6 protein-coding genes are annotated in these 16279 nt (G+C 51.2%); all 6 read left to right on the top strand.

Going from position 1 to position 16279, the window contains the following annotated elements; translation table 11 throughout:
• Positions 1-2244: DUF1601 domain-containing protein (locus tag ACO6VE_RS22415; protein ID WP_422463538.1), on the top strand; the 2244-nt coding region annotated here is incomplete at its 5' end.
• Between the two features lie 611 nt (positions 2245-2855).
• The gene (locus ACO6VE_RS22410; RefSeq protein WP_422450776.1) at positions 2856-6107 is read left to right on the top strand and encodes a DUF1601 domain-containing protein; all 3252 of its coding nucleotides are present in this window, start codon (positions 2856-2858) and stop codon (positions 6105-6107) included.
• A gap of 190 nt (positions 6108-6297) precedes the next feature.
• Positions 6298-9582 carry a DUF1601 domain-containing protein gene (locus ACO6VE_RS22405; protein WP_422463536.1) on the top strand — a complete coding sequence of 1095 codons (3285 nt, stop codon included), beginning with the start codon at positions 6298-6300 and terminating at the stop codon, positions 9580-9582.
• 106 nt (positions 9583-9688) lie between these two features.
• Positions 9689-10876 (top strand): RAP domain-containing protein, encoded by a 1188-nt coding sequence (locus ACO6VE_RS22400; RefSeq protein ID WP_422463534.1) that lies wholly within the window; start codon positions 9689-9691, stop codon positions 10874-10876.
• Positions 10877-11113: 237 nt separating this feature from the next.
• The gene (locus ACO6VE_RS22395) at positions 11114-13606 is read left to right on the top strand and encodes a DUF1601 domain-containing protein (protein WP_422450771.1); all 2493 of its coding nucleotides are present in this window, start codon (positions 11114-11116) and stop codon (positions 13604-13606) included.
• A 210-nt stretch (positions 13607-13816) separates the two neighbouring features.
• Positions 13817-16279, top strand: a 2463-nt coding sequence (locus ACO6VE_RS22390) for a DUF1601 domain-containing protein (protein WP_422463532.1), incomplete at its 3' end; no start/stop codon positions are given.

Genomic DNA, 16279 nt, shown 5'->3' with positions numbered 1-16279 from the left:
CTGGTGGACAACGGGCAGGAGCGAACACCAGGGCTCAACGGGGCCGTGGCCGTGCTGTTGCCCCTCGTGAACGCACAGAAAAACCAATTTATACCTCAGCATATCGCCAACCTGCTGTGGGCCATGGCGAAACTGGTGGGCAACGGCCAGGAGCGTACACCAGAACTCAACCTGGCCGTGGCCGCGTTGTTGCCCCTCGTGCACGAACAGAAAGACCAACTTAATGCCCAGGGAATCACCAACCTGTTATGGGCCATGGCGAAACTGGTGGACAACGGGCAGGAGCGAACACCAGGGCTCAACGGGGCCGTGGCCGTGCTGTTGCCCCTCGTGAACGCACAGAAAAACCAATTTACTCCTCAGCATATCGCCAACCTGCTGTGGGCCATGGCGAAACTGCTGGACAACGGACAGGAGCCGACATCAGGGCTCGAAGAGGCCTTGGCCGTGCTATTGCCCCACGTGAACGCACAGAAAGACCAATTTGATGCCCAGGGTATCGCCAACCTGCTTTGGGCCATAGCGAAACTGGTGGACAACAGGCAGCACCGGACACCAGGGCTCAAAGAGGCCGTGGCCGCGCTGTTGCCCCTCGTGAACGTGCAGAAAGACTCATTTATTCCTCAGCATATTAGCAACCTGCTGTGGGCCATGGCGAAACTGGTCGGCAGCGGGCAGGAGCGGACACCGGAGTTCAACGGGGCTGTGGTCGCTCTGCTAGCCCACGTGAACGCACAGAAAGCTAATTTTAACCCACAGGAAATCGCCAACCTGCTGTGGGCCATGGCAAAACTGGTGGACAACGGGCAGGAGCCGACACCAGAGCTCAAAGAAGCCGTGGCTGCGCTGTTGCCCCATGTGAACGCACAGAAGGACCAATTTGATGCCCAGGGTATCGCCAACCTGCTGTGGACCATGGCGAAACTGGTGGACAACGGGCACGAGCAGACACCAGAACTCAACGAGACCGTGGCCGCACTGTTGCCCCATGTGAACGCACAGAAAGACCAATTTAATCCTCAACATATTGCCAACCTGCTGTGGGCCATGGCGAAACTGGTGAACAACGGGCAGGAGAGGACACCACTCACAGAGGCCGTGGCCACGCTGTTGCCCCATGTAAACGCACAGAAAGCCAACTTTAAACCACAGGAAACCGCCAACCTGCTGTGGGCCATGGCGAAACTGGTGGACAACGGACAGAAGTGGTCACCAGGGCTCAACGATGCCGTGGCCGCGCTGTTGCCCCACGTGAACGCACAGAAAGCTAACTTTAAACCACAGGGTATTGCCAACCTGCTGTGGGCCATGGCGAAACTGTTGGACCACGGGCAGGAGCAGACACCAGAGCTCAAAGAGGCCCTGGCCACGCTGTTGCCCCTCGTGAACGCACAGAAAGGCCAATTTAATGCCCAGGCTATTGCCAACCTGCTGTGGGCCATGGCGAAACTGGGTGAGCTCGTTGAGTTGAACGTGGTTACATCCACGTTCGAGTCGCTGGTCTACCGAATCAGTGAAAACCCTCAGCTCTCTCAGAAAGCCATATTGATGTCTCTCTGGGGAATAATGGTCTGCTGTGCCAGGCTGTCTCTGGTCTCCACTGCCAATAAAAATCACATGCTTGAAAAGCACATGGATGACCTGTTTAACCGTCTGGAAAATACATTCCTGCACAATGAAGAGGGTCAACGCACCATTGCCCAGGCCGCCAGTTGGCTTGGCAGAGCGTGTCCGGTCGTCCCCCATTACCACACAAATATTTCAAACACCCAGGTCGACTTCCGTGATCAACTCAAATCTTCTATTCCATCTTTGAGGATTGAAGAAGAAAAGAGTCTGAACTCACTGCCTCCGGTTGACCTGCTACTGCCAGATCACAACATGGTGATTGAAGTTCAGGGACCGTTTCATTACGTGGGTGGTGATTTCAACACCAGGAATGGTTCGACTCTGCTGAAAATCGCACTGTTGCAAAAAGCAGGATTTGAGGTCATTGAAATTCCGGTTACCATGCTTTGGAATCAGGATTTAATGAAACCATACATTGATCAAATAAAGACCAGGACAGGCATCCCGCCACAGGAGCATGGCTCTGTATCACTTAAAAGAAGGTGGGCAGATGAAGCATACGTTACGGCTGATAAAGGCGGGCAACCCTCAGATCACGGTTACTTGACTGCCGAAGAACATTCAGAGGAGCAAACCGGCAAACCAGCAAAGAGGAAGAAAACAAACAACCAGTAATTGCCTTCCTAGGAGGCTGACCGAGAATAGCGCCCGTAGCGAGGATGGCAGAAAATTGAGGATAAAAAGTCGGAAATTTTTAGTGAATAGTGGTTCTATTTGCTAAAAATTTCCGACTTTTTAGACCAATTTGCTGCCACCGCAGTAGGGCAGTCTATTCTCGTTCAGCCTCCTAGTATCATGACGCAAGAACCTTTTTCCCATACCGGGAAGGAATGCCAGTGTTGAACACCTGTTGCCCATACATCTCGCCCCGGATGATTTGCAAATAACGGATTGATGGCATCAGGAGTAGATGTGTTTCCTCAACCGTTTACGTCTAAGTAGCTGGCCATATGGAATCACATATTTCTGGCTACTTGGGCAGGTGCTATGCGAGGCACAACGGAGGGAGCATAGCCGTAGCTATGTGACCGGAGTTGTAACGAAGCACGACTGCATGGATGCAGGAGCTAGAGAAACGCAGGAGCAGTTGCCGGGAGTGCCTGAACAAGGAGTCAGAAATATGTGATTTCATATGGTTAGCTATTTATAGACATTTCAGCAAAATGAACTTTTGAACAAAACAGCAGTCTGCTTTTTATATTTTCATGAATTAATGAAATGTAATTATGGATAGAAGTTCTGCTGGTGCCAGTGGTCAATATGCAAGATCAGATAATGATTACAACCAACCGAATGACCATGCCGCTTCTTCAAGGCGTGTGCAATATAGACATGGCACAGTCAGACAGTGGGATAATACCCCACGCACTACCCCGGGGCGTAATAAATTTTACCGTTCTTCTGACGCATGCCCTTCTCAACATCTACAGCGCCGTTCAGTAAACCTTGCTAAAGATTTTAATACGCTCATCAAGCAGGAAATAATGGATGATCTGGTAAGTAAATCTTATCGTTTCGGTCATTGCTATGATGGGAGGCATCACGGTCGATATGCCAGTTCAATTAAAAAATACACGTCAGCTGCTAAAAGACCGTTAAATCGAGCGGAACAAAGCCAGCTGATGCGTTTGCTGCCAAATTTCACAGCAACGCGGAGCTGGAATTGGCGAAGCCTGACGACAACACTGCACTCGTTTACTTCAGCAGGTGTTTTTACCCCTCATAACCCCATGGATGAGCATGTAAAGCTTACTCAAGCTAACTTATTGTCAACGCTACTGGATGCAATAATATTTAACTGCAACCAAAAACCTCAAGCCAGGTATATTGATGCCCGGGGAATCGCCAACCTGCTGTGGGCTATGGCGAAACTGGTGGACAGCGGGCAGAAGCGAACACAAGAGTTCAGCGAGGCTATGGCTGTACTTTTGTCCCATGTGAACACACAGAAAGACCTATTCAATGCTCAGGGTATCGCCAACCTGCTCTGGGCCATGGCAAAACTGGTGGACAACAGGCAGAAGCGGACACCAGGGCTCAATGAGGCCGTGGCCAGGCTATTGCCAGACGTGAACGCACAAAAAGCTAACTTTAAACCACAGGAAATTGCCAACTTGCTGTGGGCCATGGCGAAACTGGTGGACAACGGGCAGGAGCAAACACCAGAACTCAAAGAGACCATGGCCGCGCTGTTGCCCCTCGTAAACGCACAGAAAGACCAATTTAAAGCCCAGGGCATTGCCAACCTGCTGTGGGCCATGGCGAAACTGGTGGATAACGGACAGGAGTGGACGCCAGGGCTCAAAGAGGCCGTGGCCGCACTGTTGCCCCACGTGAAAGCACAGAAAGACCAATTTAATGCCCAGGGCATTACCAACCTGCTTTGGGCCCTGGCGAAGCTGGTGGATAACAGGCATGAGTTGACACCAGGGCTCAAAGAGGCTGTGGCCGCACTATTGCCCCACGTGAACGCAAGAAAAAACCAATTTACTCCTCAGCATATCGCCAATCTGCTGTGGGCCATGGCAAAACTGCTGGAGAACGGGCAGGAACAGACACCAGAACTCAACGAGGCCGTGGCCGCGCTGCTGCCCCACGTGAACGCACAGAAAGCTAACTTTACCCCACAGGAAATCACCAACCTGCTGTGGGCCATGGCGAAACTGGTGGACAACGGGCAGGAGCAAACACCGGAGCTCAACGGTGCCGAGGCCGCACTGTTGCCCCACGTGAGCGCACAGAAAGCAAACTTTACACCACAGGGTATCACCAACCTGCTGTGGGCCATGGCGAAACTGGTGGACAACAGGCAAAAGCGAACACCGGAGTTCAACGAGGCGGTGGCTGCGCTGTTGCCCCACGTGAGCGCACAGAAAGCAAACTTTACACCACAGGGTATCGCCAACCTGCTATGGGCTATGGCGAAACTGGTAGACAACGGGCAGGAGCAAACACCAGGGCTCAAAGAGACTGTGGCCGCGCTTTTATCCCACGTGAACGTACAGAAAGACCAATTTATTCCTCAGCATATTGCCAACCTGCTCTGGGCCATGGCGAAACTGGTGGACAACGGGCAGGAACAGACGCCAGAACTCAATGAGGCCGTGGCCAGGTTATTGGCCGATGTGAACGCACATAAAGCTAACTTTAAACCACAGGAAATCGCCAACCTGCTCTGGGCCATGGCGAAACTGGTTGATAAGAGGCTGGAGCGAACACCACAGCTCAAAGAGGCCGTGGCCACGCTGTTGCCCTTCGTGAACGCACAGAAAGCTAACTTTAAACCACAGGAAATCGCCATCCTGCTATGGGCCACGGCGAAACTGGTGGACAACGGGCAGGAACGGACACCGCAGCTCAAAAAGGCCGTGGCCGTGCTGTTGCCACAAGTGAAGAACCCAGAGAAAGCTAACTTTAAACCAAAGGAAATCGCCAACCTGCTGTGGGCCATGGCGAAACTGGTGGACAACGGACAAGAGCAGACACCAGGGCTCAACAAGGCCGTGGCCGCGCTGTTGCCCCACGTGAACGCACAGAAGGACCAATTTGATGCCCAGGGTATCGCCAACCTGCTGTGGGCCATGGCGAAACTGGTGGATAGCGGGCAAGAGCGGACACCAGAGTTTAACAAGGCCGTGTCTGCGCTGCTGCAACACGTGAACGTACAGAAAGACCTGTTTAATGCCCAGCATATCGCCAACCTGCTGTGGGCCATGGCGAAACTGGTGGGCAACGGGCATGAGTGGACTCCAGAACTCGAAGAGGCCGTGGCCGCGCTACTGCTCCTCGTGAACACACAGAAAGGCCAGTTTAGTGCACAGGGTATTGCCAACCTTCTGTGGGCCACGGCGAAACTGGGTGAGTTCGTTGAGCTGAACCTGGTGACCTCTATGTTCGAATCGCTTGTTTACCAAATCAGTGAAAACCCTCAGCTCTCACAGCAAGACATATTGATGTCTCTCTGGGGAGTGATGGTTTGCTGTGCCAGATTGTCTTTGGACTCCAATAACAATAACTGGCTTGAAAAGCACATGGATGACCTGTTTACTCGTCTGGAAAATACATCCTCAGACAATGAAGAGGATCAACGCATCATTGCCATGGCCGCAAGTTGGCTTGGGAGAGCGTGTCCATTCGTCCCCCATTACCCGACAAACATTTCAAAAACCCAGGGCGACTTTCGCGATCAACTCCAATCATGCTTTCCCTCTTTGCAGATTGAAGAAGAAAAGAGTCTGAACTCATTGCCTCCGGTTGACCTGCTACTGCCAGATCACAACATGGTGATTGAAGTTCAGGGGCCCTTTCATTACGTGGGTGGTGATTTCAAAACCAGGAATGGTTCAACTCTGCTGAAAATCGCACTGTTGCAAAAAGCAGGATTTGAGGTCATTGAAATTCCGGTTAACAAGCTTTTGAATCAGAATTTAATGAAACCATACATTGATCAAATAGGAACCGTTTTCACATTCAAGTAAAGTTCTACCAGCGTTGAAGACCTGTTGCCCCTGAATTTCGCCCCGGATGCTTTGAAGATAACGGATGGGTGACATCAGGAGCAGATGAGTTCCTCCCACTGATTACATTTATCAACATTCCAGCAAAATGAACTTCTGAACAGAAAAGCAGTCTGCTTTTTATATTCCCATGAATTAATGAAATATAGTTATGGATAGAAACTCTGCTGGTATCAGTGGTCAATACACAAGATCAAATAATGATTACAACCGACCGGATGACCATGCCGCCTCCTCAAGGCGTGGGCGATATAGACATGCCACAGTCAGGCAATGGGGTCATCCCCCCCGCACAGCTCCGGAGCGTAATGAATTTTACCATTCTTCTACCGCATACTCTTCTCAATATCTACTGCGCCGTTCTGTAAACCCTGCTCAAGATTTTAATGCTCTCACCAAACAGGAAATAATGGATGACCTGGTGAGTAAATCGAATCGTTTCGGTCATCGCTATGATGGGAGAAATCATGGTCAATATGCCAGTTCAATTAAAAAATACACGTCAACGTCTAAAAGACCATTAAATCGAGCCGAACAAAGCCAGCTGATACGTTTACTGCAAAATTTTTCCGTAACACGGAGCTGGAATTGGCGAAGCCTGACGACAACACTTCATTCATTGACTTCAGCAGGTGTTTTTACCCCTCATAACCCCATGGAGGAGCGTGTTAAGCATACTCAAGTTGCCTTACTGTCAACGCTACTTGATGCAATAATATTCAAGTGCAACCAAAAACCTCAAGCCAGGGATATTGATACCCAGGGTGTCGCCAACCTGCTGTGGGCCATGGCGAAACTGGCGGACAACGGACAGGAGCAGACACCAGAACTCAACAAGGCTTTGGTCGCGCTGTTGCCCCTCGTGAACGCACAAAAAGACCCATTTATTCCTCAGCATATCGCCAACCTGCTGTGGGCCATGGCGAAACTGGTGGACAAAGGGCAGGAGCAGACACCAGAACTCAAAGAGGCCGTGGCCGCACTGTTGCTCCTCGTGAACGCACAGAAAACCAACTTTAAACCACAGGAAATTGCCAATCTGCTGTGGGCCATGGCGAAACTGGTGGATAACAGGCATGAGTTGACACCCGGGCTCAAAGAGTCTGTGGCCGCACTGTTGCCCCACGTGAACGCACAGAAAGCTAACTTTAATCCACAGGAAATCGCCAACCTGCTATGGGCCACGGCGAAACTGGTGGACAACGGGCAGGAGCGGACACCGCAGGTCAAAGAGGCCGTGGCCGTGCTGTTGCCACAAGTGAACCCAGAGAAAGCTAACTTTACACCACAGGGTATCGCCAACCTGCTATGGGCCATAGCGAAACTGGTAGACAACGGGCAGGAGCAGACACCAGAACTCAAAGAGGCCGTGGCCGCACTGTTGCTCCTCGTGAACGCACAGAAAGCTAACTTTAAACCTCAGGAAATTGCCAACCTGCTGTGGGCCATGGCGAAACTGGTGGACAACGGGCAGGAGCAGACACCAGAACTCAAAGAGGCCGTGGCCGCACTGTTGCTCCTCGTGAACGCACAGAAAGCTAACTTTAAACCTCAGGAAATTGCCAACCTGCTGTGGGCCATGGCGAAACTGGTGGACAACGGGCAGGAGCAGACACCAGAACTCAAAGAGGCCGTGGCCGCGCTGTTGCCCCACGTGAACGCACAGAAAGACCAGCTTAATGCCCAGGGTATCGCCAACCTGCTGTGGGCCATGGCAAAACTGGTGGACAACGGGTACGAGCAGACACCAGAACTCAAAGAGGCGGTGGCCGCACTGTTGCTCCTCGTGAACGCACAGAAAGCTAACTTTAATCCACAGGAAATCGCCAATCTGATGTGGGCCATGGCGAAACTGGTGGACAACGGGCAGGAGCAGACACCAGAACTTAAAGAGGCCATGGCCGTGCTGTTGCCCCCCGTGAACGCACAGAAAACCAACTTTAAACCACAGGAAATTGCCAATCTGCTGTGGGCCATGGCGAAACTGGTGGATAACAGGCATGAGTTGACACCAGGGCTCAAAGAGGCTGTGGCCGCACTGTTGCCCCACGTGAGCGCACAGAAAGCTAACTTTACACCACAGGGTAACGCCAACCTGCTGTGGGCCATGGCGAAACTGGTGGACAACGGGCAGGAGCAAACACCAGAACTCAACGAGGCCGTGGCCGCCCTGTTGCCCCACGTGAACGCACAGAAAGCTAACTTTACACCACAGGGTATCGCCAACCTGCTGTGGGCCACGGCGAAACTGGTGGACAACGGGCAGGAGCAGACACCAGAACTCAAAGAGGCCGTGGCCGTGCTGTTGCCACAAGTGAACCCAGAGAAAGCTAACTTTAAACCTCAGGAAATTGCCAACCTGCTGTGGGCCATGGCGAAACTGGTGGACAACGGGCAGGAGCAGACACCAGAACTCAAAGAGGCCGTGGCCGCACTGTTGCTCCTCGTGAACGCACAGAAAGCTAACTTTAAACCTCAGGAAATTGCCAACCTGTTGTGGGCCATGGCGAAACTGGTGGAAAACGGGCAGAAGTGGTCACCAGGGTTCAACGATGCCGTGGCCGCGCTGTTGCCCCACGTGAACGCAAACAAAGACCAATTTATTCCTCAGCACATCGCCAACTTGCTGTGGGCCATGGCGAAACTGGGTGAGCTCGTTGAGTTGAACGTGGTTACATCCACGTTCGAGTCGCTGGTCTACCGAATCAGTGAAAACCCTCAGCTCTCTCAGAAAGCCATATTGATGTCTCTCTGGGGAATAATGGTATGCTATGCCAGATTGTCTCTGTTCTCCAATACCAATAACATTAACGTGCTTGAAAAGCACATGGATGACCTGTTTACTCGCCTGGAAAATACATTCCCAGACAATGAAGAGGAACAATCCATTATTGCCCTGGCCGCCATTTGGCTTGGCAGAACGTGTCCAGTCGTCCTCCATTACCAGACAAACATTTCAAAAACCCAGGTCGACTTCCGCGATCAACTCCAATCATGCATTCCATCTTTGAGGATTGAAGAAGAAAAGAGTCTGAACTCATTGCCTCCGGTTGACCTGCTACTGCCAGATCACAACATGGTGATTGAAATTCAGGGACCGTCACATTTCGTGGGTGGTGATTTCAAAACCAGGAATGGTTCGACTCTGCTTAAAATCGCACTGTTGCAAAAAGCAGGATTTGAGGTCATTGAAATTCCGGTTAACATGCTCTTGAGTCAGGATTTAATGAAACCATACATTGATCAAATAAAGACCAGGCTAGGCTTCCCGCCACAAGGGCATGGCTCTGTATCACTTAAAAGAAGGTGGGCAGATGATTCATACGTTACTGCTGATGACAGGCAACCCTCAGATCACGTCTACTTAACTGCCCAAGAACATTTAAAAGAACAAACCGGCAAACCAGCAAAGAGGAAGAGAAAAAACAGCCAGTAATCCCCTCCCTTCGCCCCAGGAACCGTTTTCACATTCAAGTAAAGTTCTACCAGCGTTGAAGACCTGTTGCCCCTGAATTTCGCCCCGGATGTTTTGAAGATAACGGATGGACAACGGGCAAGAGCAGACATCAGGGCTCAAAGAGGCCGTGGCCAGGCTGTTGCTCCACGTGAACGCACAGAAAGCTAACTTTAAACCACAGGAAATCACCAACCTGCTGTGGGCCATGGCGAAACTGGTGGACAGCGGACAGGAGCAGACACCAGTACTCAACGAGACCGCGGCCGCACTTTTGCCCCACATGAACGCACAGAAAGCTAACTTTAATCCACAGGAAATCGCCAATCTGCTTTGGGCCATGGCGAAACTGTTGGACAGCGGGCAGGAGCAGACACCAGTACTCAACGAGACCGCGGCCGCACTTTTGCCCCACATGAACGCACAGAAAGACCAATTTATTCCTCAGCATATCGCCAACCTGCTGTGGGCCATGGCAAAACTGGGTGAGTTCGTTGAGCTGAATGTGGTTACCTCTACGTTCAAATCGCTTGTCTACCGAATCAGTGAAAACCCTCAGCTCTCTCAGCAAGTGATTTTGATGTCTCTCTGGGGAGTAATGGTTTGCTGTGCCAGGTTGTCTCTGGTCTCCAATGCCAATAAAAATAACGTGCTTGAAAAGCACATGGATGACCTGTTTACTCGCCTGGAAAATACCTCCCCAAACAATGAAGAAGAACAATCCATCATTGCCATGGCCGCAAGTTGGCTTGGAAGAGCGAGTCCAGTCGTCCCCCATTACCAGACAACCATTTCAAAACCTCAATCCGACTTCCGCGATCAACTCCAATCACGCATTCCATCGTTGAAGATTGAAGAAGAAAAGAATCTGAACTCACTACCGCCGGTTGACCTGCTTCTGCCAGATCATAACATGGTGATTGAAGTTCAGGGACCGTCTCATTATGTGGGTGGTGATTTCAAAACCAGGAATGGTTCTACTCTGCTTAAAATCGCATTGCTGCAAAAATCAGGATTTGAGGTCATTGAAATCCCGATTAACATGCTTTGGAACCGGGATTCAATGAAACGATGTATTGATCAAATAAAGGCCAGGGTAGGCATCCCACCACAACGTCATGGCTCTCTATCACTTAAAAGAAGGTGGGCAGATGAGGCATACGTTACACCTGATAAAGGCAGGCAACCCTCAGATCCCGGTTACTTAACTGCCGAAGAACATTCAGGGGAGCAACCCGGTAAACCCACAAAGAGGAAGAAAACAAACAGCCAGTAATTGCCTTCCTCACATCATGACTCAAGAACCTCTTTCACATTCCGGGAAGGAATGCCAGCGTTGAACACCTGTTGCCCATACATCTCGCCCCGGATGATTTGCAAATAACGGACTAATGGCATCAGGAGTAGAGGTGTTTTCCCAACCGTTTATGTTTATAGATACTTCAGCAAAATGAACTTCTGAGCAGAACCGCAGTCTGCTTTTTATATTTTCATGAATTAATGAAATATAATTATGGATAGAAGCTCTGCTGGTATCAGTGGTCAATACGCAAGATCAGGTAATGATTACAACCGACCGAATGAACACGCCGCTTCTTCACGGCGTGGGCGATACAGACATGCCACAGTCAGACAGTGGGGTCATCCCCCCCGCACAGCCCCGGTACGTAATGAATTTTACTATTCTTCCGCCACATGCTCTTCTCAAAATCTACAGCGCCGTTCAGTAAACCGCGCTCAGGATTTTAATAACCTCATCAAACAGGAAATAATGGATGGTCTGGTGAATCAATCTGCTCGGATCGGTCATCGCTATGATGGGAGACATCACGGTCAATATGCCAGTTCAATTAAAAAATACACGTCAGCTGCTAAAAGACCGTTAAATCGAGCGGAACAAAGCCAGCTGATATGTTTCCTGAAAAATTTTAACGCAACGCAAAGCTGGAATTGGCGAAGTCTGACGACAACACTTCACTCATTCACTTCGGCAGGTGTTTTTACCCCTCATAAACCCATGGATGAGCGTGTTAAGCTTACACAAGCTGCCTTATTGTCAAGGCTACTTGATGCAATAATATTTAACTGCAACCAAAAACCTGAAGCCAGGGATATTGATGCCCGGGGAATCGCCAACCTGCTGTGGGCCATGGCAAAACTGGCGAACAACGGGCAGGCGCAGAGACCAGAGCTCAACGAGGCTGTGGCCGCGCTGTTGCCTCACGTGAACGCACAGAAAGCTCACTTTAAACCACAGGAAATCGCCAACCTGCTGTGGGCCATGGCGAAACTGGTGGACAACGGGCAGGAGCGGACACCAGAGCTCAACGAGGCTGTGGCCGCGCTGTTGCCCCACGTGAACGCACAGAAAGCTCACTTTAAACCACAGGAAATCGCCAACCTGCTGTGGGCCATTGCGAAACTGGTGGCCAACGGCCAGGAGCTGACACCAGAACTCAACGAGGCCGTGGCCGCGCTGTTGCCCAACGTGAACGCACAGAAAGCTCACTTTAAACCACAGGAAATCGCCAACCTGCTGTGGGCCATGGCGAAACTGGTGGGCAACGGGCAGGATCAGACACCAGGGCTCAAAGAGGCCGTGGCCGCGCTGTTGCCCCACGTGAACGCACAGAAAGCTCACTTTAAACCACAGGAAATCGCCAACCTGCTGTGGGCCATGGCGAAACTGGTGGGCAGCGGGCTGGAGCGGGCACAAGGGCTTAAAGAGGCCGTGGCCGCACTGCTGCCCCGGGTGAACGCACAGAAAGACCACTTTAATCTCCATCATATCGCCAACCTGCTTTGGGCCATGGCGAAACTGGTAGGCAGCGGGCAAGAGCGGACACCAGAGTTCAACGAGGCTATAGTCGCTCTGCTACCCCACGTGAACGCACAGAAAGCTAATTTTAACCCACAGGAAATCACCAACCTGCTGTGGGCCATGGCAAAACTCGTCGACAACGGACAGACCTGGACACCAGAGTTCAAAGAGGCGGTGACTGCGCTGTTGCCCCACGTGAACGCACAGAAAGACCCATTTATTGCTCAGCATATCGCCAACCTGCTGTGGGCAATGGCGAAACTGGCGGACAAAGTGCACAAACAGACACCAGGACTCAAAGAGGCCGTGGCCGCACTGTTGCCTCGCGTGAACGCACAGAAAGCTAACTTAAGACCACAGGAGATCGCCAACCTGCTGTGGGCCATGGCGAAACTTGTGGACCACGGGCAGGAGCAGACACCAGAGTTCAATGAGGCCTTGACGGCGCTGTTGCCTCTCGTGAAGGCACAGAAAAACCAATGTAATGCCCAGGATATCGCCAACCTGCTGTGGGCCATGGCGAGTCTTGGCGAACTCATTGAGCTGAACATGGTCACCTCCACGTTCAAATCGCTTGTCGACCGAATCAGTGGCAACCCTCAGTTTTCTCAGCAAGCGATATTGATGTCGCTTTGGGGAGTAATGGTATGCTGTGCCAGGTTATCTCTGGTTCCCAATACCAGTAAAGGTAACGTGCTGGAAAAGCACATGGATGACCTGTTTATTCGCCTGGAAAATACATCCCCGGTCAATGAAGAGGATCAATACACCATTGCGATGGCCGCAAGTTGGCTTGGGAGGCCGTGTCCGTTCGTCCCCCATTACCATGCAATCGTTTCAAAACGTCAATCCGACTTCCGCAATCAACTCCAATCATGCATTCCATCTTTGAGGATTGAAGAAGAAAAGAGTCTGAATTCATTACCTCCGGTTGACCTGCTACTGCCAGATCACAATATGGTGATTGAAGTTCAGGGGCCCTTTCATTACGTGGGTGGTGATTTCAATACCAGGAATGGTTCGACACTGCTTAAAATCGCACTGTTGCAAAAAGCAGGATTTGAGGTCATTGAAATTCCGGTTAACAGGTTCTTGAATCAGGATTTAATGAAACCATACATTGATCAAATAAAAACCAGGATAGGCTGCCAGCCACAGGGACATGGCTCTGTATCACTTAAATGAACGTGGGCAGATGAGGCATAAGTTACTGCTATTAAAGCCAGGCAACCCTCAGATCACGGTTACTTGACTGTGAAAGAACATTCAGAGGAGCAAACCGGTAAACCGACAAAGAGGAAGAAAACCAACATCCAGTTAGCCATTTCAGCAAAATGAACTTTTGAACAAAACAGCAGTCTGCTTTTTATATTTTCATGAATTAAAGAAATATAAATGGATAGAAACTCTGCTGGTATCAGTGGCCAATACACAAGATCAAATAATGATTACAACCGACCGGATGACCATGCCGCTTCTTCAAGGCGTGTGCAATATAGACATGGCACCGTCGAACAGTGGGATAATCCCCTCCGTACTACCCCGCAGCGTAACGAATTTTACCACTCTTCTGACGCATGCTCTTCTCAAAATCTAATGTTCCGCTCAGTGAACTCTGCTCAAGATTTCAATGCCCTCATTAAACAAGAAGTAATGTATGATCTGGTGAGTAAATCGGGTCGTTTCGGTCATCGCTATGATGGGAGAAATCACGGTCGATATGCCAGTTCAATTAAAAAATACACATCAGCTGCTAAAAGACCGTTAAATCGAGCGGAACAAAGCCAGCTGATGCGTTTGCTGAAAAATTTCACAGCAACACGGAGCTGGAATTGGCGAAGCCTGACGACAACACTGCACTCATTTACTTCAGCGGGTGTTTTTACCCCCCATAACCCAATTGATAAGCGTGTTAAGCATACTCAAGTTGCCTTATTGTCAACGCTACTTGATGCAATAATATTCAAGTGCAACCAAAAAGCTGAAACCAGCTATATTGGTGCCCAGGGTGTCGCCAACCTACTGTGGGCCATGGCAAAACTGGTGGACAACGGGCCGGAGCGAAAACCAGGGCTCCACGAGGCTGTGGCCGCACTGTTGCCCCACATGCACGCACAGCAAGACCCATTTATTCCTCAGCATATTGCCAACCTGCTTTGGGCCATGGCGAAACTGGTGGACAACGGGCAGGAGCGGACACTGGGACTCAAAGAAGCCTTGTCCGCGCTGTTGACCCACGTGAACGCACAGAAAGCTAACTTTAAACCACAGGAAATAGCCAACCTGCTGTGGGCCATGGCGAAACTGGTGAACAACGGGCAGGAGCAGACACCAGAGCTCAACGAGGCTGTGGCATCGTTGTTACCCCTGGTGAACGCACAGAAAGACCAATTTATTCCACAGCATATCGCCAACCTGCTGTGGGCCATGGCGAAACTGGTGGACAACGGACAGGAGCTGACGCCATGGCTCAAAGGGGCCGTGGCCGTGCTGCTGCCCCTCGTGAACGCACAGAAAGCGAACTTTAAACCACAGGAAATCGCCAACCTGCTGTGGGCCATGGCGAAACTGGTGAACAACGGGCAGGAGCAGACGCCAGAGTTCAACGAGGCCGTGGCCGCGCTGTTGTCCCATGTGAACGCACATAAAGACCAATTTAATGCCCAGGAAATCGCCAACCTGCTATGGGCCATGGCGAAACTGGTGGATAACAGGCATGAGTTGACACCAGGGCTCAAAGAGTCTGTGGCCGCACTGTTGCCACACGTGAACGCAAAAAAAAACCAATTTATTCCTCAGTATGTCGCCAATCTGCTGTGGGCCATGGCAAAACTGGTGGACAACGGGCAGGAACAGACATCAGAACTCAACGAGGCCGTGGCCGCGCTGTTGCCACACGTGAAAGCACAGAAAGACCAATTTAATGCCCAGGGCATTACCAACCTGCTGTGGGCCATGGCGAAACTGGTGGATAACAGGCATGAGTTGACACCAGAACTCAACGAGGCCGTGGCCGCGCTGTTGCCCCACGTGAACGCAAAAAAAAACCAATTTATTCCTCAGCATATCGCCAACCTGCTGTGGGCCATGGCAAAACTGGTGGACAACGGGCAGGAACAGACACCAGAACTCAACGAGGCCGTGGCCGCGCTGTTGCCCCACGTGAACGCACAGAAAGCTAACTTTAACCCACAGGAAATCGTCAACCTGCTGTGGGCCATGGTGAAACTGGTGGACAACGGGCAGGAGCAAACACCAGAACTCATCGAGGCCGTGGCCGCGCTGTTGCCCCACGTGAACGCAAAAAAAAACCAATTTATTCCTCAGCATATCGCCAACCTGCTGTGGGCCATGGCGAAACTGGTGGGCAACGGGCAGAAGCGGACACCGGGGCTCAATGAGGCCGTGGCCATCCTATTGCCCGACGTGAACGCACAGAAAGCTCACTTTAAACCACAGGAAATCGCCAAACTGCTATGGGCCACGGCGAAACTGGTGGACAGCGGGCAGGAGCGGACACCGCTGCTCAAAGAGGCCGTGGCCGTGCTGTTGCCACAAGTGAACCCAGAGAAAGCTAACTTTAAACCACAGGAAATCGCCAACCTGCTGTGGGCCATGGCGAAACTGCTGGACAACGGGCAGAATAGGACACCAAAGCTTAAAGAGGCCGTGTCCGCGCTGTTGCCACATGTGAACGCACAGAAAGATAACTTTAAACCACAGGGTATCGCCAACCTGCTGTGGGCCATGGCGAAACTGGTGGACAACGGGCAGGAGCGGACACCAGAGTTTAACGAGGCCGTGGCCGCGCTGTTGCGCCACGTGAACACACAGAAAGCTAACTTTAAACCACAGGAA

The sequence above is a fragment of the Endozoicomonas sp. ALB115 genome (assembly GCF_049310245.1).
In the GTDB taxonomy this organism is placed as follows: Bacteria; Pseudomonadota; Gammaproteobacteria; order Pseudomonadales; family Endozoicomonadaceae; genus Endozoicomonas.
Note: the sequence above shows the minus strand (reverse complement) of the source record. Positions and strands in the feature narration are given on the sequence as shown.

What these genes read in the sequence shown, in the direction of transcription:
- ACO6VE_RS22410 (WP_422450776.1), top strand. Translation starts at nt 2,856, where the DNA reads ATGGATAGAAGTTCTGCTGGTGCCAGTGGTCAATATGCAAGATCAGAT.
- ACO6VE_RS22405 (WP_422463536.1), top strand. Translation starts at nt 6,298, where the DNA reads ATGGATAGAAACTCTGCTGGTATCAGTGGTCAATACACAAGATCAAAT.
- ACO6VE_RS22400 (WP_422463534.1), top strand. Translation starts at nt 9,689, where the DNA reads ATGGACAACGGGCAAGAGCAGACATCAGGGCTCAAAGAGGCCGTGGCC.
- ACO6VE_RS22395 (WP_422450771.1), top strand. Translation starts at nt 11,114, where the DNA reads ATGGATAGAAGCTCTGCTGGTATCAGTGGTCAATACGCAAGATCAGGT.